Source organism: Billgrantia tianxiuensis (assembly GCF_009834345.1).
Classification (GTDB): Bacteria; Pseudomonadota; Gammaproteobacteria; order Pseudomonadales; family Halomonadaceae; genus Halomonas; species Halomonas tianxiuensis.
Genome location: NZ_CP035042.1, coordinates 4,353,642 through 4,375,484, shown reverse-complemented (window position 1 = coordinate 4,375,484; position 21,843 = coordinate 4,353,642). Strand labels below are relative to the sequence as shown.

Here is a 21,843-nt window from a genome sequence, read left to right as displayed (position 1 = left end):
TATGGCTCGGCGCTTCACGCCGAAGTTGATAGTGTCAGGCTAAATAGTTGGTTCATTGCCGAACCACTTATTCAACGACAGTGCAGCTTCGTCTGCGGGCTGCGGTTCGTGCATGTAAAACCCCTGAATCTGGTCGCAAGCATGACGACGCAGGTACTCTACATGCGCTGCCGACTCGACGCCTTCGGCGACCACCGTCAGGCCCAGGTTCTTGCCGAGGTCGATGATGGCCTCCGTGAGGCTGCGGTCGCCGGCGTTGTCGAGAAGGTCATGGATGAACGAGCCGTCTATCTTGATCGTGTCGAGAGGAAACGCCTGCAGCTTGGAGAGCGAGGAGTAGCCGGTGCCGAAGTCATCGATCGCGATGCGCACACCGATTCCTCTCAGCTCCTGCAGGACTCTGACGGCTTTTGGCATGTCCTGCATTATCATGTTCTCGGTGATCTCTACTTCGAGCAACTCGGGGCCATGCCGCTGGCCTGAAGCGCGCCCTTGATGTCTCTGAGCAGACCATCGTCGAGGAACTGACGGGCCGAGAGATTGACCGCCATGCTCAATGCCGGGAAGCCGGCCTTCTGCCAGGCGACATTCTGTCGGCATGCCGTGTAGATGACCCAGCGGCCGATGGGGACAATGAGACCATTTTCTTCCGCCAGCGGTATGAACTGCTTGGGCAGTACCAGCCCGAGTTCCGGATGTTGCCAGCGAAGCAGTGCTTCCATGCCGATGACGCGGCCGGTCGCCATGTCGAGCTTCGACTGGTAGTAAAGCAGGAACTCCTGGCGCTCCAGCGCCTTGCGCAGGCTCGACTCGAGAGCCAGTCGCTCCAAGGAATCTGTCTTCAACTGCTCGGAGTAGTACTGGGCGTTGTTCTTGCCCTCTTCCTTGGCGTGATACATCGCCACGTCGGCGTGCTTCATCAGGGTTTGCTCATCCTCGCCATCGGCGGGATAGCGGGCAATGCCGATGCTGACCGTGATACGAAACTCCTGGCCCACCAGTGTGAAAGGGGTGCTGACTGAGGCAAGGATCTTGTCGGCAACCTGGTTGATCTGGTTCGGCTCCGTGATCTCCGGGAGCAGAATGACGAACTCGTCACCACCCAGCCGGGCGACGGTGTCGCTTTCCCGTACCGCGCGGCCAAGTCGCCGGCTGACCTCCCGAAGCAGCTCATCGCCCGCGTCGTGGCCAAGCGAGTCGTTGATCGCCTTGAATCGGTCCAGATCGAGAAAGAGCAGCGTCAATTGCTTGTCGTAGCGGCGAGCGTGCTGTATCCCCTTGGTCAACAGACGGCTGAAGTAGGCTCGGTTCGGCAGCCCCGTCAGGTTGTCGTGGAAGGCAAGATATTCGGCACGCCTGGCGTGGTCCAGGCGCTCTTCGAGTACCCTGGCCTGCGCCCTGCGGAGCTTCCAGCTCAGCTGGCCGAGCAGTGTCAGCACGGCGAGCGCAACGAAGCTGACCAGCATCGCGCGCCAATAGTAGGTGTGCCGAAGCTCAGCGGCGGCGGCCATCTGCTCGTCCTGGGAGAGACCGACGACGATGGCAATCGGAAACTCGAACAGGGGCCTGGCCACCAGGTAACGCGGCACGCCGTCCCATTCGCTGATGCTTACCCGGGCGGGCTCTTCGAGGCCGCTGTTGCCTTCCAGCAGATGTGCATAGTCGATCTGCTCACCCGTATGCACCGTTTCGCCGGTACGGCGAACCAGAAAAATGCCCTCTTCCCCTGCCAGGGCCAGTACACCTTGTTTTTTCAGCGTATTCGGCTCGTAGCCGCTGACGAAGTACTCTGCGCTGACGAGCACGGATACCCAGCCCGGCTCTTGCTGTCCGTTTTCAGACAGGCTTCGGTGGAAGGCCAGCCTGCTGTCCTGCGCGGACGCGGCCTGATGGTGAAGCTCGACCCTCAGGCTCTCCTGCCCAGCAACGGGTGTCGTGTCATCCGTGTGCGAGGGCCCGTGCGTGCTGGCGATGACGTTGCCCTCGGCATCGCTCAGACGGACCTCGAACAGCAGGGCTGGGGGGAGCATGTCCTGCTGGCTCAGTTCATCCAGGACGGCCTGCGGCGGGCGTTCGTCGAGGCTGTAGCGCACCAGCTTGAGGGTGGTATCGATCTCGCGCAGCGCCCGGACGACCTGGGCCTCGTAGGTCTCCGCCATGTCGGCGGCCAGTACCGCCGCCCGGCGGTCGGCAGCTGACTGCTCCCGTGCGGTCAGGTTCCACGTGACCAGCCAGATGGCTGCCAGCGCCAGCAGGGCGAGGCCCATGAAGAGGGTGCCGGGCTCGACGAGGCGATGCAGCCAATGCCGCCTGGTGAGAGGTGGGCCCGTAGCGGTGCCGGCGTCTGAGGCGGATTCAATCAATGGCCACCACCCGCAGGCGCTCGTCGACGTAGGCGTCGTCCACATAGCCGATGGCAGTGGCTTGCCCCGCCACGAAGTCGGCCATGGCTTGGTGATCTGCCAAGCTGCGTGGTGGCTGGCCGCGGCCGGTGAAGATCAGGCGCGACCAGTGCATCTTGATTTGGGCGGGCGTCTGGCCCAGATAGTTGCGATAGAACGCGATGTAAGCCGGGGAGTTCTCGCGCTGGTCTACGGGCATGGCGGGTTGCCCGCCAGGGAAGCGGTTGGTCCGGCCCAGGTAGATGTCGGCCAGCTCGCTGCGGGTGAGGGTGCTCACTGGGCTTTGGGCGGAAACCACCACCACGGCATCGGCCAGGGCAAGGCTCGATGCCAGGCCGACGAGCAGGATGCAGCCGGTCTTCGTGAGTCGCGAAGGCATTCTTGTCTCCTCAGAACACGAAGTCGAGCGCTAGGCTGAACAGATTGACCGAACCGCCGGGCTCGAAGCCTGGCTGCGAGTTGACCAGGTAGCCGCGAGATCCCCCTTGTGGTTCATGTGGTCGAACTGGGCCTTGACCGCCATGTTGTTGCTGAAATCCCAGCGTACACCGACAGAAACGCTTTCCTGCTGTGGCTGCCCCTGAAGCATGGAGTTGAGCATCGCATCCAGTGGTTCGCTGCCGGGCTGTGAGAGGCCCGGGGTGGACGTCTTGCTGAGAATACGCTGACTGGCATATGTCAGATAGGGCGTGAAGGCGCCCAGGCGGTAGCCACCGGAAATGTACCAGCCGCGGTTATCCGCCAGGAAGGTGCGGCTGCTGGTCTGGGTCCATTCGCCCATCACGAACCAGTTGCCGGGATCGTAGCGAGCCCCCAGGCTGATGGCTTCAAAGGTTTTGTCATCGACATTGTAGCGATCGGCAATGGCATCTCCTTCAGGGCCAAACATTCTGAAGACATCGAATAGCGGGTTGAAATCTTCAATGCTCAGGCGGTAATGGCTGTAGGCGGCAAAGAGACTGATGCTGCCCCGCTCCACGGTATTGCTGATTGTCAGCCCTTCCCGAGCGCGTGCCTCGGCCGTGGCTCGGCTCAGCGTGGCATCGATGTAGGGAAAGGTGGCATCGTTTTGCCCATAGGTGGCCCGAAGCGTGTTGGTGACGCTTGCGATATGGGAGCGGTAGCTGACGTCCACACCGTCAGCGCTGGAAACCGGTATGGTGCGATAGACTTCCAATGGCGGGCGGATCCAGGGCGTCGCGTAGCCTACCTTGCGATATTCTGAATTCATGAAAACCGGAAGTATGACGCGGCCGACTCTCAGGCTCAGGTCGGGAGTCACATCGAAATTGATGTTGGCCCACTCGATTGCCGGCCTGAACTGGCCATCGTACTGCTGCTCGGTGACGACCTGCACCACGCTTGAGAGGCGAGGCGTAAGGTTGGCGGTAAGCTGCAGGCCCAGCCGGCTGTCGACCTCGGCACTCCAGTCACTGGTATGGCCAGCCCCTCTGGGCATCAGCATGCTCGAAACGAAATCTGCCTGGTCCTCGCTGGAATGCACCACGCCAAGCGTGCCAAAGCCATTCAGGGACAGCGAGGGGGTATTCGCTTGTGAGGCAAGGGGAAGCCCGTATGCCAGGATCAGCGAGGTGAGGAGAGCAAGAGGTAGCTTTCTCGACATATGGGAGACCACGTGCGTGGGCGGTGATACATGGCCGCCTCCGAGAGGTGGCGGAAGGCTGATCGAATGATTGACTTCGCAGGCAGGAGAGGTGCGTCTCTGCTTTCTTAAGCGAGCTATCGGCAGGGGATCGAAAAACTTGAGGTCGGAGGGACGTAAGCTGGTGACGAACGCGCGGCTGTCTTCACTACGCAAAAACCGCCACCCGGCATGATCCCCAAGTGGCGGTTTTAACTGAATTCTTTGGTCGGAGTAGCAGGATTCGAACCTACGACCTCTGCCTCCCGAAGGCAGCGCTCTACCAAGCTGAGCTATACTCCGTTGCTGCTCTCGAACTGCCGCGAAAGACCGCTCGATGCCGGCTCTCCGGGAGCCGACGGATGGGCATTATACGCAAAACCTTCGTCCTTGCAAGCCCCTGTGGCCAGGGTTCGTGCCGCTCAGCTCTGGCGTTCCACCGCCAGGCGGGCGAGGTTGGCCATGCTGTCGCGATAGCGGCTGGGAGGGAGGAAATCGAGCTGCTCCAGCGCCTTGGCCGACATCTCCTCGGCCCGTGCGCGGGTGTAGTCCAGTGCGCCGGTGTCGCGCACGATGGCAAGCACTTCGTCCAACTGCTCGAGCCCGCCCTGGCGAATGGCCTGGCGAATCGTCTTGGCCTGGTCGGGGGTGCCGGCGGCCATGGCCTGGATCAGCGGCAGGGTCGGCTTGCCCTCGGCGAGGTCGTCGCCCACGTTCTTGCCCATGGTTTGGGCGTCGCCCTGATAGTCGAGCAGGTCATCCACGAGCTGGAACGCCAGGCCCAGATAGCGGCCATAGTATTGTAGTGCCGCTTCCTGCTGTGGGTCGGCTTCGGCCAGGATGGCACCGCTGTGGGTGGCCGCTTCGAACAGCATGGCGGTCTTGCCCTGTATGGTTTCGAAGTAGACCGCCTCGTCGATGTCGGGGTTGCCCACGTTGGCCAGCTGTTGCACCTCGCCCTCGGCGATCACGCAGGTGGCGCTGGACAGAACGTCCATGATCCTGAGCGAGCCGATTCCTACCATCATCTGGAAGGAGCGGGAATAGAGGTAATCGCCTACCAGCACCGAGGGGGCGTTGCCCCAGGCTTCGTTGGCGGTGGCACGGCCGCGGCGCATATGGGACTCATCGACCACGTCGTCGTGCAGCAGGGTCGAGGTGTGCATGAACTCGATCAGCGTGGCCAGCGAGATGTGCTTGTCGCCCTCGTAGCCCAGTGCGCGGGCCGCGAGCAATACCAACAGAGGGCGCAGACGCTTGCCGCCGCTGGCAATGATGTATTGGCCGATGGTTTCCACCAGCGGAACCCGCGAAGCCAACTGTTCCATGATGGTGCGGTTGACCGCAGCGAAATCGTCGGCGACCGCTGCATGGAGCGACGAGGCGGAGGTGTTGCTGTCAGACGAGCGGGTAGAGGCGTTGGCTGGCATGGGGCAGTGTCATCGGGCTGTGGGCCGGCCTGCCGGACTTTGGCAGTGGCCTTGGGTTGCGGGTCATGCTATGGCCCCCCAAGAGAGCGTCAAGCTATGCTGCGGTGGGCCCGGAGGTACGGCAGCGCCATTCTGCCTGTAAGGCTCGAGGTCGCTTGAATGGTATGCTGGGCGCGGTTATAATGCGCGGCCCACTCATCACGCTCCCTGTCAGATGGCTGCCAAAAGGGGCGCCACTCGAAGCAGGTCGATGAAGAGCCAACCCCGATGAGTTCTGGAGAGATACGCACATGTATGCAGTAATCAAGAGCGGTGGCAAGCAGTACCGCGTTCAGGAAGGGCAGACTCTCAAGCTCGAGAAGCTGGAAATCCCGACTGGCGAAACCGTCGAGTTCGACCAGGTGCTGCTGGTTGCCGATGGCGACAACGTGACCGTTGGCGCTCCGCTGGTCGATGGTGCCAAGGTGGCTGCCGAGATCGTCTCCCACGGCCGTGGCGAGAAGATCCGCATCATCAAGTTCCGTCGCCGCAAGCACCACATGAAGCGTCAGGGCCACCGTCAGTGGTTCACTGAAGTCAAGATCACCGGGATTTCCGCCTAAGCGGCTTCCCCTTAACGAGCGAGGACTTTGCAATGGCTCATAAGAAGGCAGCCGGCTCTACCCGTAACGGCCGCGATTCAGAATCCAAACGCCTTGGTGTCAAGCTGTATGGCGGCCAGGCCGTCACCGCTGGCAACATCATCGTGCGCCAGCGCGGCACCCGCTTCCACGCCGGTACCGGCGTCGGCGTCGGCCGCGACCACACTCTGTTCGCCCTGAGCGATGGTGTGATCAAGTTCGAGACCAAGGGTCCGAAGAACCGCAAGTTCGTCAGCGTCGTCTCCGCCTGAGAACGCTCGAACCGGCAGATGGAAGGCCCCGCTCAGGCGGGGCCTTCTTGTATCATGACGGTAGAGACCGTCGGGAGAGTCACAATGCAGTTCGTCGACGAAGCCTCGATCATCGTGGAAGCCGGCAGGGGCGGCAATGGTTGCCTTAGTTTCCGCCGCGAGAAATACGTGCCCAAGGGTGGTCCCGATGGCGGCGACGGCGGGCATGGTGGCAGCGTCTACCTGGTCGGGGACGATGCCCTCAACACGCTGATCGATTTCAAGTATCAGCGTTTCTACCAGGCCGAGAGCGGACGTCCCGGCCAGGGGCGCCAGATGAGCGGCCGGGCCGGCAGCGATCTGGTGGTCAAGGTGCCGGTGGGTACCACGGTGATCGACGAGGACACCCTCGAAGTGATTGCCGACATCACCGAGATCGGCCAGCAGGTGCTGGTGGCCCAGGGTGGCCGCCGTGGGCTCGGCAACATTCACTTCAAGTCGTCGACCAACCGGGCGCCGCGCAAGACCACGCCCGGCACCGACGGCGAACGGCGCAACCTGCGCCTGGAAATGAAGGTGATGGCCGATGTCGGCCTGCTGGGCATGCCCAATGCCGGCAAGTCGACCCTGATCCGCTCGGTGTCCGCGGCCAAACCCAAGGTGGCCGACTACCCCTTCACCACCCTGGTGCCCAACCTCGGCGTGGTCAAGCTGGGTATGCACGAGCACTTCGTGATGGCCGACGTGCCGGGGCTGATCGAGGGTGCCTCGGACGGTGCCGGGCTGGGGCTGCGTTTCCTCAAGCACCTGACTCGTACCCGCCTGCTCTTCCACGTGGTCGACGTGGCGCCGTTCGACGAGTCCGACCCGGTCGAGGTGGCCCGGGCCATCGCCCACGAACTCGAGCAGTTCTCGCCGACCCTGGCCGAGCGTCCGCGCTGGCTGGTGCTCAACAAGCTCGACCTCGTGCCGGAAGAGGAGCGCGAGGCGCGAGTAGCAGCCATCGTCGAAGGGCTTGGCTGGGAAGGGCCGGTGTTCCGCATCTCGGCAATCAGTGGAGAAGGCACCGATGCCCTGGTACAGGCGGCGCATCGCTGGCTCACCGAGCAGCGCCGGTTGGAAAACGAGGATGAGGAGGCCGCCGAGCGCGAGCGCGAGATGCGTGAACGCATGGAGGCTGAGGCGGTGGCGCGCACCGAGGCGCGGTTGGGTCGCCGGCGCAAGCGCCGCGATCAGGACGAAGATGACGATGACTTCGATGATGATGATTACGATGTCGAGGTCGAATACGCTCCTTGAGGTAACAACTGGCTGCGCTCGGCCATACGGCGTTACACCTTGGCTATTTGCAACAGCAAACTCCGCTCTTTCGCCAAGGTGTGCCTTGTCTGGCCGTCGCTCGCTCAGTTTCTCTGGGTTTGAGGTTCAGCCTTTGTTGGAGAGTGAACAGGTGAGCAACGAGCGGGTTCCGGGTCGCGATGCGCTGCGTGGCGCTCGCCGGGTGGTGGTAAAGATCGGCAGCGCGCTGTTGACCAACGATGGGCGCGGGCTCGATGAGGCGGCCATTGGTGGCTGGGTGGACCAGATCGCCGCGCTGCATCGTCAGGGTCTCGAGGTGGTGCTGGTGTCGTCGGGCGCCGTGGCGGCCGGCATGGTGCGGCTGGGTTGGCAGGCCCGACCTTCGGCGGTGCATGAGCTGCAGGCCGCCGCGGCGGTGGGTCAGAACGGTCTGACCCAGTGCTACGAGCACCATTTCGCGCGCCATGGCCTGCTCACTGCCCAGGTGCTGCTGACCCACGACGACCTCTCCAACCGCAAGCGCTACCTCAATGCCCGCTCGGCGCTGCGTACCCTGGTCGACCTGCGCGTGGTGCCGGTGATCAACGAGAACGATACCGTGGTGACCGACGAGATCCGCTTCGGCGACAATGACACCCTCGGTGCGCTGGTGGCCAACCTGCTCGAGGCCGAAGCGCTGGTGATCCTCACCGACCAGGAGGGGTTGTTCGACGCCGATCCGCGCCACAACCCGGCGGCCATGCTGATCCAGGAAGGTCGCGCCGATGATCCGGCGTTGGCGGCGGTGGCCGGCGGCGGCGGTGCGCTGGGCCGTGGTGGCATGACCACCAAGGTGCAGGCGGCACGCCTGGCGGCCCGCTCCGGTGCCGTCACGGTGATCGCCAGCGGGCGCCAGCCCGAGGTGCTGACCCGACTGATCGAGGGTGAGCGACTGGGCACGCTGTTATGCCCGGAGGAAGCGCCGATGGCGGCGCGCAAGCGCTGGCTGGCCGGCCAACTGCAGGTGCGCGGCAGCCTGACGCTGGATGCCGGCGCAGTCAAGGTGCTGCGTGGCAGCGGATCGAGCCTGCTGGCAGTGGGCGTAAAGGCACTGACGGGCGACTTCGTGCGCGGCGACATGGTGCTGTGCCTCGACGAGCAGGGCGAACGGATCGCCAAGGGGCTGGTGAACTATGGCGCCGACGAAGCTCGCCGTATCCTCGGCCAGCCGAGTCACCAGATCGAGGCGATCCTGGGCTACATGGAGGCGCCCGAGTTGATCCATCGCGACAACCTCGTCGTGCTGTGAGGCAGTATTCATGGGGCCTGTAGCATGACGCCGGGTACCTGTGGTAGTATGCGCCATCCTCTCAGACACGGCCCGTCGACAACCTTCGGGTTGACGCCATGGCCAGACCGGCTGGGAAGTGAAATTTTCAGGCCGGACAAATCGTTATCGATGCCGCCCCCGATCGGGCGGCGTTAAAGTTTTCCAGGAGATAGTCAGTGGCAAACAGCAAGCAAGCCCGCAAGCGTGCCCGTCAGGCGGAAGGCCGTCGTGTTCTGAAGGCGAGCCAGCGCGCCATGGTGCGTACCTACGTGAAGCGCGTCATCAAGGCCATCAACGGTGGCGATCACGCGACTGCCATGGCCGAGTTCCAGAAGGCGCAGCCGGTCATCGATCGCATCGCCGACAAGGACGTGCTCTCCAAGAAGAAGGCTGCACGCCTGAAGAGCCGCCTGAACGCGCGAATTAAGGCGCTGGCTGCGTAAAGCCGGACGCCTTGGAGACATCGCGAGCGTTAGTGCCCCAATGCCATGCGCATCGCGATCTCTTGAAAAAACCGGCTTAGGCCGGTTTTTTTGTGCCTGCCAAGCGGGATGATCCACATCGAACGAGTCTGGTGAGGAAAGCAGAAGGTGACGGAACGCGAGCAGTTGCCCAAGCCCGAGGAAGCGGCGCCGCTCACGGTGGCCGATGACGACCGGGCCATTGCACCCAAGGCCGGGGGGCTGATGCGCTCCGGTCTGGTGGTGGGGGCCATGACCATGTTGTCGCGGGTCATGGGGCTGGTGCGTGATGTGGTGGTGGCGACCCTGTTCGGCGCCGGCAGTGGTGCCGATGCCTTTTTCGTCGCCTTCAAGATTCCCAACTTCATGCGCCGGCTGTTTGCTGAAGGCGCCTTCAACCAGGCCTTCGTGCCGGTGCTTTCCGAATACGCCACGCGCGGCAGCAAGCGCGAAGTGCGCGAGCTGCTCGATGCCGTGGCCGGGAGTCTTACTGCGGTGCTGGCGCTGATCACTGCCCTGGCGATGCTCGCCGCGCCCTGGCTGGTGTGGCTCTTCGCCCCTGGTTTCGGCCGCGATCCGGCCAAGCTGGCGCTGACCGCCGACATGCTGCGGCTGACCTTCCCCTACCTGCTGCTGGTCTCGCTGACGGCCTTCGCCGGCAGCGTACTCAACACTTGGAATCGTTTCGCCGTGCCGGCCTTCACGCCGGTACTGCTCAATCTCTCGCTGATCGGCGCCGCCGTACTGCTCACGCCGCTGATGAGCGAGCCGGCCATGGCGCTGGCCTGGGGCGTGCTGATCGCCGGTGTCGCCCAACTTGCCTTCCAGGTGCCGTTCCTCACGCGCCTGGGGCTGATGCCGCGCCCGTGGCCCAACTTCGCCCACAGCGGGGTGAAGCGCATCCTGGTGCTGATGGCCCCGGCCCTGTTCGGTGTCTCGGTATCGCAGATCAACCTGTTGCTGGATACCGTGCTGGCCTCGTTGCTCACACCCGGCAGTGTCTCGTGGCTCTACTACTCCGACCGTTTGGTGGAGCTGCCGCTGGGGGTGTTCGGCATTGCCATCGGTACGGTGATTCTGCCGGCGCTCTCCAAGCGCCACGCCGAACAGTCGGGCGAGCACTTCGCCGCCATGCTCGACTGGGCGGTGCGTGCCGTGTTGCTGCTGGGCTTACCGGCGGCGCTGGCGCTGGCGATCCTGGCCGAACCGCTGCTGATCTCGCTGTTCCACTACGGCGCCATGACCGAGCACGACATCGCCATGGCGGCGATGAGTCTGCGCGCCTATGCCTTCGGCCTGGTCGCCTTCATGCTGATCAAGGTGCTGGCACCGGGCTTCTTCGCCCGCCAGAACACCAAGACCCCGGTCAAGGTCGGCATCATCGCCATGGTGGCCAACATGGTGTTCAACCTGATTCTGATCTGGCCGCTGGCCCATGCCGGCCTGGCTTTGGCCACGGCGCTGTCGGCCTTCCTCAATGCCGGACTGTTGGGTTGGCTGCTGCGCAAGCAGGGCGTACTGGTGTTCCAGCCCGGCTGGGGCCGCTACGCCGTGCAACTGGTGGGCGGCTGTGTGGTGATGAGCGTGGGCCTGGCCTGGCTGGCGCCGGACTGGCAGCAGTGGCTCGCGTGGGGCGTATGGGCGCGGGTGCAGTGGCTGGCGCTGCTGGTAGTGGTCGGAGCGGCCGTGTACTTCGCCTGGCTGGCGGCGCTGGGAGTCAGGCCGCGACATTTCCGTATGCGGGGGTGAGGGTGCCCGATCGGTGTGGGAGCCGGAAGCCCAGTGAAGCGGATCGCCGGCTGTCAAGGGGACAGGGGTTCGCTATAATCTTCCCCTTTGTACGTTTTTCAACCAGAAGGCTTAGCGAAGACTGAATGGAAGTCATTCGAGGACTGCACAATCTGCGCGACGAGCATCGCGGCTGCGTGGCCACCATCGGCAACTTCGATGGCGTGCACCGCGGCCACCAGGCGATTCTCGACCAGTGCCGCGAGCAGGCCTCGAAGCTGCGCCTGCCAGTCACCGTGGTCGTGTTCGAACCCCAGCCCCGGGAGTTTTTCGCCGGCGATCAGGCGCCGCCACGGTTGACCCGCCTGCGCGAGAAAGTCCGTCTGTTGGGCGAGAGCGGGGTGGACTACGTGCTCTGCCTGCCGTTCAACGAGCGCCTGCGCAGCCTCACCGCGGTGGAATTCATCGATCTGGTGCTGGTCGAAGGGTTGGGCGTGCGCCATTTGGTGGTGGGCGACGATTTTCGCTTCGGCTGCGATCGGAGCGGCGACTTCAACCTGCTGGCGGAGGAGGGTGAGCGGCGCGGCGCAGAGGGGTTCGGCGTCGAGCATACCCGAACTTTTACGCTGGACGACGAGCGGGTCTCCAGCACCCGGGTGCGCACCTTGCTGGCCAGCGGCAACTTCGCCCAAGCGTCCAGGATGCTGGGGCGCCCTTACCGCCTGGCGGGGCGTGTGGTGCCCGATCAACAGCGTGGGCGTACCATCGGCGTGCCTACCGCCAACCTGCCGCTGCCGCGCCTGCCCCTGGCGCTGCGCGGCGTGTATGCGGTGGTGACCGAGCTGCCCGACGGCAGGCGTCACACCGGCGTGGCCAATGTCGGCTGGCGGCCTACCGTGGGCAGCGACAGGCCGGTACTGGAGGTGCATCTGTTCGAGTTCGACGGCGACCTCTATGGCAAACGGATCACGGTGTTTCCCTGTGCGAGGCTGCGTGGTGAGGTGAAGTTCGACGACTTCGCGGCGCTCAAGCAGCAGATCATGGCCGACCAGGCCCGTGCTCGCCGCTTCTTTGACAGCCCGGGCCATGTGGCCGGGGAGCTTGGCCTGGCAGACGACTCTCTTCCCTTGGCTTCGGCGCCGCTGGCGCGCGAAGCTGCGAATTCCGAATCCTCGGCGGGACGTTCCGCCGACCAAGACGACGGCTGACTCCCAGGATATGAGCGACTACAAGCACACACTGAACCTGCCCGAAACCGACTTTCCCATGCGCGGCAACCTGCCTCAGCGCGAGCCCGGCCGGGTGTCGCAGTGGCAGGACATGAAGCTCTACCAGCGCCTGCGTGAAGAGCGCCGCGGCCGCGAGACCTTCGTGCTGCACGACGGCCCTCCCTACGCCAACGGCAGCATTCACATCGGTCACGCCGTCAACAAGATCCTCAAGGACATCATCGTCAAGTCGAAGAACCTGGCCGGCTTCGATGCCCCTTACGTGCCTGGCTGGGACTGCCACGGCCTGCCCATCGAGCACAAGGTGGAAACCACCCACGGCAAGCACCTCGAGCCCGAGCAGGCGCGGGCACTGTGCCGCGAGTACGCCGCCTCGCAGATCCAGACCCAGCTCGCCGACTTCGTGCGCCTGGGCGTGATCGGGGACTGGGACAACCCCTACCGTTCGATGGACTATGCCAACGAGGCGGGCGAGATCCGTGCGCTGGCCGACATGGTAGCCGCCGGTTACGTATTCAAGGGCCTGAAACCGGTCAACTGGTGCTTCGACTGTGGCTCGGCACTGGCCGAGGCCGAGGTGGAGTATCAGGACAAGAAATCCGATGCCATTGACGTGGCCTTTCCGGCCGCCGACGAGGCCAGGCTGGCCGCCGCCTTCGGCCTGGCCGAGCTGCCCAAGCCTGCCGCCATCGTGATCTGGACCACCACGCCCTGGACCGTGCCGGCCAACCAGGCGCTCAACGTGCATCCCGAGTTCAGCTACGCCCTGGTCGATACCGGCGAACGCCTGCTGGTGCTGGCCGAAGAGCTGGTCGAGAGCTGTCTGGAGCGCTACGAACTCAAGGGTGAGGTGATCGCCACCGCCAAGGGCGCGGCGCTCGACCTGATCGAGTTCCGTCACCCGTTCTACGACCGCCTCTCGCCGGTCTATCTGGCCGACTACGTCGAGTCCGAGGTGGGCAGCACCGGTATCGTTCACTCGGCACCGGCCTACGGCGTCGACGACTTCGTCACCTGCCGCGCCCACGGCATGGCGTTCGAGGAGATCAAGAGCCCGGTACAGGGCAACGGCGTCTACGCCGACGACCTGCCGTTCTTCGGCGGCCAACTGATCTGGAAGGCCAATCCGCAGATCGTCGACAAGCTGCGTGAGGTCGGCGCACTGCTGGCGCACAAGGTCATCACCCACAGCTACATGCACTGCTGGCGCCACAAGACCCCGGTGATCTATCGCGCCACGGCGCAGTGGTTCGTGGGCATGGACCTCCAAGGGAAAGATGGGCGCACCCTGCGCGAGCGGGCGCTGGAGGGCATCGAGGCGACCCAGTTCACCCCGGCCTGGGGCCAGGCGCGGCTGCACGCCATGATCGCCAACCGTCCCGACTGGTGTATCTCGCGCCAGCGCAACTGGGGCGTGCCGATCCCGTTCTTCCTGCACAAAACTACCGGCGAGCTGCACCCGCGCACCGTCGAGCTGATGGAGGAGGCTGCCAAGCGCGTCGAGCGCGAGGGTATCGACGCCTGGTTCCGTCTCGACCCGGTCGAGCTGCTGGGCGACGAGGCGGCACAGTACGAGAAAGTCACCGATACCCTCGACGTTTGGTTCGACTCCGGCACCACTCACCGCCATGTGCTGCGCGGTTCGCACCCCCACGGCCACGAGAGCGGCCCGCGTGCCGATCTCTACCTGGAGGGCTCCGACCAGCACCGCGGCTGGTTCCACTCCTCGCTGCTGACCGGCTGCGCCATCGACGGCCACCCGCCGTATCGCGGTCTGCTCACCCATGGTTTCACCGTCGATGCCCAGGGTCGCAAGATGTCCAAGTCAATGGGCAACGTGGTGGCGCCGCAGGAGGTGATGGACAAGCTGGGGGCCGATATCCTGCGCCTGTGGGTCGCCTCCACCGACTATTCGGGCGAGATGGCGGTCTCTGACGAGATCCTCAAGCGCACCGCCGACGTCTACCGGCGCATCCGCAACACCGCGCGCTTCCTGCTGGCCAACCTCAACGGCTTCGATCCGGCCCGCGACAGCGTGGCCTTCGACGACATGCTGGCACTGGACCAGTGGGTGGTGGACCGTGCCGCCCAGCTCCAGGCGCGCATCGAGAAGGCCTATGAGGAGTACCGCTTCCTCGACGTCTACCAGCAGGTGCACACTTTCTGTTCGCGTGAACTCGGCGGCTTCTATCTCGACGTGATCAAGGATCGCCAGTACACCACCCAGGCCGATTCCCTGGCCCGGCGCAGCTGCCAGACGGCCCTCTACCACGTGGTCGAGGCACTCTCGCGCTGGGTGGCACCGATCCTCAGTTTCACCGCCGAGGAGATCTACGAGAACATCCCCGGCAACAAGGGCGACAGCGTGCTGCTCGAGACCTACTACGAGGGGCTCTCGACCCTGGCGCCGAATGCCGAGATGGGGCGTGAGTTCTGGGAACAGGTGCTCGAGGTCAAGCAGGCAGTCAACAAGTGTCTGGAAGATGCGCGTAACGCCAAGGTGATCAAGGGCAGCCTGGCCGCCGAGGTGACCCTGTTCGTGGACGACGAACTCCATGCCACCCTGGCCAAGCTGGGCGAAGAGCTGCGTTTCGTGATGCTCACCAGTGAGGTGCGCCTGGCACCGCTGGCGGAGGGCCAGGACATTGACGGTGCCGAGGCCACCGAGCTGGCGGGCCTGAAGGTGGCGGTGGCCGCCAGCTCGCACCAGAAGTGCGAGCGCTGCTGGCACCATCGCGAAGACGTGGGCAGCCACGCCGAGCACCCCGACCTCTGCGGTCGCTGCATCAGCAACCTGCCGGAGGGCGCCGGTGAGACTCGCCATTATGCGTAACCGTAAACCGGGCGACGACGCCTCGGTGGCGCCGATGCGCCAGCCATTGCGCTGGCTGTGGCTGGCCGCCGCCGTAGTGTTGCTGGATCTCGGCACTAAGGCGCTGATGTCCAGCCTGCTGAGCTATGGTCAGCCGGTGGAGGTATTGCCGTTCTTCAACCTCACGCTGCTGCATAACACCGGGGCGGCGTTCAGCTTCCTCGCCGGCCATCCCGGTTGGCAGCGCTGGTTCTTTGCCGTCATTGCCGTAGGCGCGAGTGTCGCGCTCACGGTGTGGATGAGCCGACTCAAGGCCGACGAGAAGCTTCTCGGCGCATCGTTGGCATTGATCATCGGCGGGGCGCTGGGCAATCTCTACGACCGCCTGGTGCATGGCTACGTGGTCGACTTTCTCTCTTTCCACGTGGCCGGCTGGTACTACCCGGCCTTCAACGTGGCCGATATCGGCATTACCCTGGGGGCGATCGGCCTGATCTGGGAATCCGTTTTCGAAGGGCGCAAGCAGGCGCGCCGGCGCAGTTGAGTCGCCTGCTATCCTGCACACCAGACACGACCGATCGAGCGAGAGCAACGATGAGCGAATATCGCATCGACGAGGGCATGGAAGTGACCCTGCACTTCACCCTCAAGCTGGAGGACGGCACCGTGGTCGACTCCACCCATGAGAAGCAGCCGGCTACCTTTCAGCTGGGTGATGGTAACTTGCCGCCCGGCTTCGAGTACCCGCTGAAGGGCATGAGCGGTGGTGAGAGCGGCAGCTTCGAGATCACTCCCGAGCACGCCTTCGGCCAGCGCAATCCGCAGAACGTGCAGATGCTGAGCCGCGACGACTTCGAGGAGATCGAGCCGGAAGTGGGCACGGTGATGTCGTTCGCCGACCCGGCTGGCGGCGAGCTGCCGGGTGTGATCACCGCCGTCGACGAGCGCAACGTGGAAGTGGACTTCAATCATCCGCTCGCCGGGCGTACCCTGACCTTTGAGGTGGAGGTATTGGATGTGAGGCCCGCGCAGACGCATTGAGTGGTTAGCTCAATGTACAACTGCCTGAAGGGCGTCGGGGGCAGGTCGTAGCGGAGGTCTTTTGCCAGGGAAGGCAAAAGTAGCGCCCAAGGATGGGGTCACAGCGCCTCCGCATAGACCTGCCGCCGAGTTAGCCCTGACGTGAAATACCATTATTGGATGCCTCGACGCATCAAGGCGACGTAACCATGCAAGCTAACTCCGTGCGAATCCGACTGGCCAATCCCCGCGGCTTCTGTGCCGGCGTCGATCGTGCCATCGAAATCGTCAATCGTGCGCTGGACGTCTTCGGCCCGCCCATCTATGTGCGTCACGAGGTGGTGCACAACCGCTTCGTGGTCGATACCTTGCGCGAACGTGGCGCCATCTTCGTCGAGGAACTCGACGAAGTGCCCGATGACGTCATCGTGATCTTCTCCGCCCATGGCGTCTCCCGGGCGGTGCAGGACGACGCCGAACGGCGTGGTCTCAAGGTCTTCGACGCCACCTGCCCGCTGGTCACCAAGGTGCACATGGAAGTACTGCGCTACGCCAAGCGGGGCCAGGAGTGCATTCTCATCGGCCATGCCGGACATCCTGAAGTCGAAGGCACCATGGGGCGCTACGACACCGCCCATGGCGGCGCCATCTACCTGGTAGAGGACGAGGAGGATGTCGCACGCCTCGAAGTGAAGGATCCCACCCGGCTTGCCTTCGTCACCCAGACCACCCTCTCCATGGATGATACCGCCCGGGTGATCGATGCCCTGCGTGAGAAATTTCCCGAGATCCAGGGGCCGCGCAAGGACGACATCTGCTACGCCACGCAGAACCGCCAGGATGCGGTGCGTGAGCTGGCTGCCGGCTGCGACCTGTTGCTGGTAGTGGGCAGCCCCAACAGCTCCAACTCCAACCGTTTGCGCGAACTGGCCGAGCGGGTTGGTACCCCGGCCTATCTGATCGACGATGCCAGCCAGATCGACCCGGCCTGGCTCGAGGGTGTCGCCGCCGTTGGTATTACCGCGGGCGCCAGTGCGCCGGAAGTGCTGGTCAAGGGAGTGATCGAGCGGCTACAAGGATTAGGTGCCGAGGCGCCGGAGGAACTAGCCGGTCGCGCTGAGACCATCACCTTCTCCATGCCTCGTGAGCTGCGTGAGCGTGTGATCGCCAGCGATTCCTTATCCTGAGGCGGAGGTTGCGCAGAAATGCCATACCGCATGCATGAGAATCCTCGTGCCATGTTGGGAAGACAAGCCGGGCCCAGCCCGGCTTTTTGCATGACGTACCTAGCAGGTCCGGTTGTCATGATACATACTGAAACTAATTGTAACCAAGCGCGGAGGAATGCTGATTGACGAACCGCGTCCGCCCGGCTCGACAGAGTCCCCGGGTACGCGCCGAGGGCAGCGGGGTTTTACTCTGATCGAGCTGATGATCGCCGTGGCCGTGGTCGCGATCCTGGCTTCGATCGCGGTGCCTGGCTATCGCAGTCATGTCGAGCGGGCTACGCGTACGGATGCCCTATCGGGCCTCATGGAGGCAGCAGGCCAGCTCGAACGCTGTTATACGGTCAATCACTCCTATATGGATTGTGGCGTGATCTCGCTATCGCCCCGTGAACATTACTCCATCACCGTGACGAGCACCGCCGCGACTTATCTCCTCACTGCCGCCTTGAGAGCCGGCCGTTCCGACGGTTGTACGGAGAACCTGACCTTGAGTCATCAAGGCGCCCGCAATCCTCCAGGCTGCTGGTAAGGCAAGCCATGCGAAATTCCTGTTCCCCGCTGATCGAGGGGTTGATGACAAGGTGTGATGCGCAATCAGGGTTCACCTTGCTGGAAGCGCTAGTCGCCATACTGGTGCTCTCCATCGGCCTGCTTGGCGTGGCGGCCATGCAGCTCAGGGCGCTGCAGAGCGCTCATATGGGGTATCAGCGGGCAGTGGTCAGCCTGGCGGCGATCGATGCGCAGGAGCGTGCGTGGTCAGAGCTTTCGAGAGATGCCAATAAAGCGTGTCCGTCAGCGAGTGCGATCGAGAGTGGCTGGCTAGGCAACTGGTTCGGTAGCGTGCTCAACGATGCCGGGAGTGGTATTAGCGGTATGGAGTGCGATTACACCGTCACCCTTCGTTGGCGGGAGGAGCGCTACTCCACCGGTGAGCAAGGGGCTCCATTTATTTACCAGTTTCGGCTGCCAGAGCTATAGGAGCGCCCAGGTGATGCCGTTATGGGACTGGCAAGGACCTGCGCCGAGACAGTCGGGCTTCACTCTGGTCGAGCTGATGGTAGCGCTGGCGGTTGGCCTGATCATCCTTCTCGGCGCTGGACAGCTGCTTCTCATGAGCTTTCAGACATTTCGCCAGATCGAACTGATGAGCAACAAGCAGGCAGCGCTGACCTTTGCGACAGAGACGCTGGTACGAGACATAAGACGTTCAGACACTATTGCCTTCAACTCGGGCAAGGGGGAGTTGAAAGTAGAGTTTCCCAACAATGGCGATACCAGCGCCTGTAGCGCTAGGGCTCAGGTGGAGCGCATTTATCGCCTGAGCAGTCGCATGGTCAGCGCCAAGGAAGGTTGGTCGCTGGATATGGGACAAAGGTGCTTAAGCGGCACCGGTGGCATGAGTTTCGAGCCCTTGGTCACCTCTTTCATGGAAGGAGGGTTCAGCGCCGAGGAAGTCATTGATGGTGTCTGGGTGATCCGGTTCTGGCTGATGGCAAACCGGGACGGTAGCTTGATGGATGAGTTTGAGTTCCGCGCCGTGAATCGCAATCAGGCCGTCAAGTGACAACGTTCGAGGACATGGATAGCATGAACAGACAGCGTGGTACCGCACTGGTGGTGGTTCTTTCCATGCTGGCAATGTCCCTTATGCTTGGCATTTCTGCTATGCAGTCGTCACAAGTCGACGAGAGACTCGCAGGTAATTATCGCGCTGCCGTCAAAGCACAAATGGCAGCAGAGCGAACTGCTGCGCAGGCACAGAAGAATCTTCGTGATGCTGGCGTCAAGCTCACCGATTGGACATGGATTGGTTGTGACGCCGGTAGTGACCTAACGAATGGGAAGCATGCTCACTGTGTGGATTTCTCGGAGGCGGCGTGGGAAGAGGAGACGTTTTCCAGTTTTCATACGGGTGGACGCTACCTTTATGTCCTGGGTGATGCGCTTGATCTTCCTGGCGAATATTATATTTATGCCTTGGGTGAAGCGTATGCAGAAGGAACGAAAGACGCCATTGCTACATCGCTGCCTGTCTACGTCGAGTTGGTTCCAGATTACTTTCCTGCGCTCTCCCATCTATCGCCTCTGACCGTTGCCAGCCGCTTTTTCAATTTTCGTCCTGGAGACTCGGAATATCTTGGTATTTCTCGGCGAGGTGAGGGAAATGCCGGAGCTGCAATAGCCGTGCCTGATGAGAGAGATGTCGACGCTGTGATGGCCAGTATTCCGAGTGGTGGGGTGGGGAACTACGCGGCCGATGAGGATGGGAATATTGTAACGGAGCAGATTTTCGATGTCTTTTCCGAGCCTGAAAAACTGAGAATGCTCGTGAATATGATAAAGAGCCACCCTGATGTAAGTGATCGGCTGGGGTCTGCTGAAGCTCCCAGGATGACTTATATCGATGGCGATTTTACCATGCCAAAAGATGTTGGGGTCGCAGGCGGCCTGCTCATTGTCAACGGCAGCTTCCGATGGAATGGCAATGATAATTTCGAAGGCCTGATCATAGTGCTTGGTCAGGAATTTACCTATACCGGTGGTGGCAGCGGCTCGGTTATAGGGGCCCTGCTGCATGCCCCTGTCGTTGTGGATCACCACTCGGGAGAGTGGTCTCACGGCATTGCCGAAGCCGATGCTTCCGAGTTCGACCCGAGGGGTGGCGGCTCAATCATCCAGCACGATGTCGATGTCCTGAACTCAGTGGCTCAGCTGATCCCCACGAGTGCCGTGAGCCTATTCAGTGCCGAGAATGGCGGGCTCATGGAGCGGAATGGCTTTTCCATCGGCACCTGGAGATAGTTGGCAAGGTACACGGCACCTGCAGCAATGTCTGCGACGATGGCCGAGCCCCTCTGTGCCGGGTTCGACGAACCCCAATCAGGACGTAGTGGGCTTGCGGTAATGGCCAGGAACGGTCACGCGTTCCCCGTCGGGGAGCTTGCGCACGTGGGTAGGAACGTAGATACGCTTGATGACGCTGCGGCGGGGCGTGCCGTCTGCCATTGCTCGACTCCTCATCCGTTCTGATACGCCGTCACTCTAGCCAGTGGCGCTTGAGCGCGCAATCCCGCCCACAGGGTACCGCTTGGTTTACGCCTAGCGTTGGGTTGCCTAGCTTAGAGAGAGGGTTGGCAAGGAGCGTAAGGAGTCGGCATGGAGCAGCTGGACGTTGCCCTGGCGGTCGTGGGCGGCCTGGTGCTGGTCGTGGGCTTGCTGTCGAGCCCATTGGATCGGTCCTGGCTCTCCGCTCCCCTGTTTGCCTTTGCCTTCGGCGTAGCACTGGGGCCGCATGGCCTGGATGCCCTCGACCCGATGGCCTGGGGTGCTGGCAAGCGCTTGCTGGAGGAGACGGCGCGGCTGACCCTGGGCATCAGCCTGATGGGCATTGCGCTGCGCTTGCCACCCAGCTACCCCTTCGTTCACTGGCGGTCGCTACTGGTGCTGTTGGGGATCGCCATGCCGGCGATGTTCCTGATCAGTTCACTGCTGACTCACTGGATGCTGGGTTTGCCCTTGCTCATGGCCCTGCTGGTCGGCGGTACCATCTGTGCAACCGACCCGGTGGTGGCTTCCTCCATCGTCACCGGCGGAGTGGCCAAGGAGAACCTGCCCGAAGGCTATCGTCATCTGCTTTCCAGTGAATCGGGGGCCAACGATGGCCTGGCTTACCCGCTGGTATTACTGCCAATCCTGCTGATGAGCCTGCCTGCCGGCGATGCCTGGCTCGACTGGCTCGGCAGAGTGTGGCTATGGGAAGTCGGCGGGGGAGTCCTCATTGGGATCGTGCTCGGCTGGTCGACAGGCCGGGCCCTGCAGTGGTCGGAGGCGCGCGGCTTTCTCGATCAACCCTCGTTCCTCTCCATCACCCTGGCACTCACGATTCTGGTGCTTGGAGTGGGAGAACTGCTCGGCACCAACAGTATTCTGGGGGTCTTCGCCGCTGGGCTGGCATTCGACCAGGAGGTCGGCGGCAAGGATCGCAGCGAGGAAGACAACGTGCAGGAGGCGGTCAACATACTGCTGACGATGCCGATCTTCGTGCTGTTCGGCCTGATCGCCCCTTGGGCCGAGTGGTGGGCGCTGGGTGCGGAAGGGCTGGTGTTGGCGCTGCTGGTGCTAGCGTTGCGTCGCCTGCCGGCCATCCTGCTGTTGCGGCCCTGGCTGCCAACGCTGCGGGATTGGCCCATTACGCTGATCATGGGCTGGTTTGGCCCCATCGGCGTGTCGGCGCTCTATTACGCCACGCTGGTGTCGAGCCGCACCGGCTACGACCTGGCCTGGACGGCCGGCACCCTGATCGTGCTGGCCTCGATGATTGTCCATGGCGTCACCGCCACGCCGTTCGCCTATCGCTACGGGCACTGGCGGCGAATGCAGCGCGAGGGCACGCAGCGATAGGCGTCGGTGC

Annotated in this window: 19 protein-coding genes, 1 tRNA gene and 1 pseudogene; 16 read left to right on the top strand and 5 right to left on the bottom strand. The window is 63.1% G+C overall.

Translation table 11 applies throughout. The features are described from left to right. Positions 1-39: 39 nt before the first annotated feature. From EKK97_RS25090 to ispB, 5 genes and pseudogenes are all read right to left on the bottom strand, one after another. Positions 40-1,466 (bottom strand): annotated as a pseudogene (locus EKK97_RS25090) (putative bifunctional diguanylate cyclase/phosphodiesterase). A gap of 889 nt (positions 1,467-2,355) precedes the next feature. After that, the gene (locus tag EKK97_RS20390) at positions 2,356-2,781 is read right to left on the bottom strand and encodes a type 2 periplasmic-binding domain-containing protein (RefSeq protein ID WP_159554759.1); all 426 of its coding nucleotides are present in this window, start codon (positions 2,779-2,781) and stop codon (positions 2,356-2,358) included. A 30-nt stretch (positions 2,782-2,811) separates the two neighbouring features. After that, positions 2,812-4,221, bottom strand: a complete 1,410-nt coding sequence (locus EKK97_RS20385) for a porin (RefSeq protein ID WP_159554757.1) — start codon at positions 4,219-4,221, stop codon at positions 2,812-2,814. Positions 4,222-4,270: 49 nt separating this feature from the next. Beyond that, positions 4,271-4,347, bottom strand: a tRNA-Pro gene (locus tag EKK97_RS20380). A gap of 119 nt (positions 4,348-4,466) precedes the next feature. After that, complete coding sequence (ispB, locus tag EKK97_RS20375; RefSeq protein WP_159554755.1) at positions 4,467-5,474, bottom strand: octaprenyl diphosphate synthase; 1,008 nt, start codon at positions 5,472-5,474, stop codon at positions 4,467-4,469. 290 nt (positions 5,475-5,764) lie between these two features. On the opposite strand from ispB, the gene rplU reads away from it, so the two are divergent. The 16 genes from rplU (at position 5,765) to EKK97_RS20295 (ending at position 21,833) form a co-directional block, all read left to right on the top strand. After that, the gene (gene rplU / locus EKK97_RS20370) at positions 5,765-6,076 is read left to right on the top strand and encodes a 50S ribosomal protein L21 (RefSeq protein ID WP_104204423.1); all 312 of its coding nucleotides are present in this window, start codon (positions 5,765-5,767) and stop codon (positions 6,074-6,076) included. Positions 6,077-6,108: 32 nt separating this feature from the next. Further along, on the top strand, positions 6,109-6,366 hold the full coding sequence (rpmA, locus tag EKK97_RS20365) for a 50S ribosomal protein L27 (RefSeq protein WP_111413374.1): 258 nt from the start codon (positions 6,109-6,111) through the stop codon (positions 6,364-6,366). A gap of 84 nt (positions 6,367-6,450) precedes the next feature. Further along, a complete protein-coding gene (cgtA, locus tag EKK97_RS20360) occupies positions 6,451-7,644 on the top strand; it encodes an Obg family GTPase CgtA (RefSeq protein WP_159554753.1) in 1,194 nt (397 codons plus the stop codon). Positions 7,645-7,795: 151 nt separating this feature from the next. Then, a complete protein-coding gene (gene proB, locus EKK97_RS20355; protein ID WP_159554751.1) occupies positions 7,796-8,932 on the top strand; it encodes a glutamate 5-kinase in 1,137 nt (378 codons plus the stop codon). Between the two features lie 197 nt (positions 8,933-9,129). Then, positions 9,130-9,396 carry a 30S ribosomal protein S20 gene (gene rpsT, locus EKK97_RS20350; RefSeq protein WP_159554749.1) on the top strand — a complete coding sequence of 89 codons (267 nt, stop codon included), beginning with the start codon at positions 9,130-9,132 and terminating at the stop codon, positions 9,394-9,396. Between the two features lie 147 nt (positions 9,397-9,543). Beyond that, positions 9,544-11,163 carry a murein biosynthesis integral membrane protein MurJ gene (gene murJ, locus EKK97_RS20345; RefSeq protein ID WP_422672912.1) on the top strand — a complete coding sequence of 540 codons (1,620 nt, stop codon included), beginning with the start codon at positions 9,544-9,546 and terminating at the stop codon, positions 11,161-11,163. Positions 11,164-11,288: 125 nt separating this feature from the next. Next, entirely contained in the window at positions 11,289-12,350 is a 1,062-nt protein-coding gene (ribF, locus tag EKK97_RS20340) for a bifunctional riboflavin kinase/FAD synthetase (protein WP_159554747.1), read from the top strand. 10 nt (positions 12,351-12,360) lie between these two features. Beyond that, positions 12,361-15,204, top strand: a complete 2,844-nt coding sequence (gene ileS, locus EKK97_RS20335) for an isoleucine--tRNA ligase (protein WP_159554745.1) — start codon at positions 12,361-12,363, stop codon at positions 15,202-15,204. Further along, positions 15,197-15,727: a signal peptidase II gene (gene lspA / locus EKK97_RS20330; protein ID WP_159555888.1), complete on the top strand. Its 531-nt coding sequence runs from the start codon at positions 15,197-15,199 to the stop codon at positions 15,725-15,727. The genes ileS and lspA overlap by 8 nt, the downstream gene beginning before the upstream one ends. Positions 15,728-15,777: 50 nt before the next feature. Further along, entirely contained in the window at positions 15,778-16,224 is a 447-nt protein-coding gene (fkpB, locus tag EKK97_RS20325; protein WP_159554743.1) for an FKBP-type peptidyl-prolyl cis-trans isomerase, read from the top strand. Between the two features lie 188 nt (positions 16,225-16,412). Then, entirely contained in the window at positions 16,413-17,390 is a 978-nt protein-coding gene (gene ispH / locus EKK97_RS20320) for a 4-hydroxy-3-methylbut-2-enyl diphosphate reductase (protein ID WP_159554741.1), read from the top strand. Between the two features lie 157 nt (positions 17,391-17,547). Continuing rightward, a complete protein-coding gene (locus tag EKK97_RS20315; RefSeq protein WP_159554739.1) occupies positions 17,548-17,961 on the top strand; it encodes a type IV pilin protein in 414 nt (137 codons plus the stop codon). A gap of 8 nt (positions 17,962-17,969) precedes the next feature. Then, a complete protein-coding gene (pilV, locus tag EKK97_RS25530) occupies positions 17,970-18,410 on the top strand; it encodes a type IV pilus modification protein PilV (RefSeq protein WP_340162902.1) in 441 nt (146 codons plus the stop codon). Further along, entirely contained in the window at positions 18,361-18,996 is a 636-nt protein-coding gene (locus EKK97_RS20305) for a PilW family protein (protein ID WP_159554735.1), read from the top strand. Before pilV ends, EKK97_RS20305 begins: the two co-directional genes overlap by 50 nt. Positions 18,997-19,019: 23 nt before the next feature. Then, complete coding sequence (locus EKK97_RS20300; RefSeq protein ID WP_159554733.1) at positions 19,020-20,234, top strand: pilus assembly PilX family protein; 1,215 nt, start codon at positions 19,020-19,022, stop codon at positions 20,232-20,234. Positions 20,235-20,588: 354 nt separating this feature from the next. Next, the gene (locus EKK97_RS20295; RefSeq protein ID WP_159554731.1) at positions 20,589-21,833 is read left to right on the top strand and encodes a cation:proton antiporter domain-containing protein; all 1,245 of its coding nucleotides are present in this window, start codon (positions 20,589-20,591) and stop codon (positions 21,831-21,833) included. Positions 21,834-21,843 lie beyond the last annotated feature (10 nt).

Bases quoted from the DNA above. Each gene is read 5' to 3' on its own strand.
- cgtA (WP_159554753.1), top strand. From the start codon at position 6,451: ATGCAGTTCGTCGACGAAGCCTCGATCATCGTGGAAGCCGGCAGGGGC.
- ileS (WP_159554745.1), top strand. From the start codon at position 12,361: ATGAGCGACTACAAGCACACACTGAACCTGCCCGAAACCGACTTTCCC.
- EKK97_RS20295 (WP_159554731.1), top strand. From the start codon at position 20,589: ATGGAGCAGCTGGACGTTGCCCTGGCGGTCGTGGGCGGCCTGGTGCTG.
- ispH (WP_159554741.1), top strand. From the start codon at position 16,413: ATGCAAGCTAACTCCGTGCGAATCCGACTGGCCAATCCCCGCGGCTTC.
- fkpB (WP_159554743.1), top strand. From the start codon at position 15,778: ATGAGCGAATATCGCATCGACGAGGGCATGGAAGTGACCCTGCACTTC.
- EKK97_RS20300 (WP_159554733.1), top strand. From the start codon at position 19,020: ATGAACAGACAGCGTGGTACCGCACTGGTGGTGGTTCTTTCCATGCTG.
- pilV (WP_340162902.1), top strand. From the start codon at position 17,970: ATGCGAAATTCCTGTTCCCCGCTGATCGAGGGGTTGATGACAAGGTGT.
- EKK97_RS20315 (WP_159554739.1), top strand. From the start codon at position 17,548: ATGCTGATTGACGAACCGCGTCCGCCCGGCTCGACAGAGTCCCCGGGT.
- rplU (WP_104204423.1), top strand. From the start codon at position 5,765: ATGTATGCAGTAATCAAGAGCGGTGGCAAGCAGTACCGCGTTCAGGAA.
- ribF (WP_159554747.1), top strand. From the start codon at position 11,289: ATGGAAGTCATTCGAGGACTGCACAATCTGCGCGACGAGCATCGCGGC.
- rpmA (WP_111413374.1), top strand. From the start codon at position 6,109: ATGGCTCATAAGAAGGCAGCCGGCTCTACCCGTAACGGCCGCGATTCA.
- EKK97_RS20390 (WP_159554759.1), bottom strand. From the start codon at position 2,781: ATGCCTTCGCGACTCACGAAGACCGGCTGCATCCTGCTCGTCGGCCTG.
- lspA (WP_159555888.1), top strand. From the start codon at position 15,197: ATGCGTAACCGTAAACCGGGCGACGACGCCTCGGTGGCGCCGATGCGC.
- ispB (WP_159554755.1), bottom strand. From the start codon at position 5,474: ATGCCAGCCAACGCCTCTACCCGCTCGTCTGACAGCAACACCTCCGCC.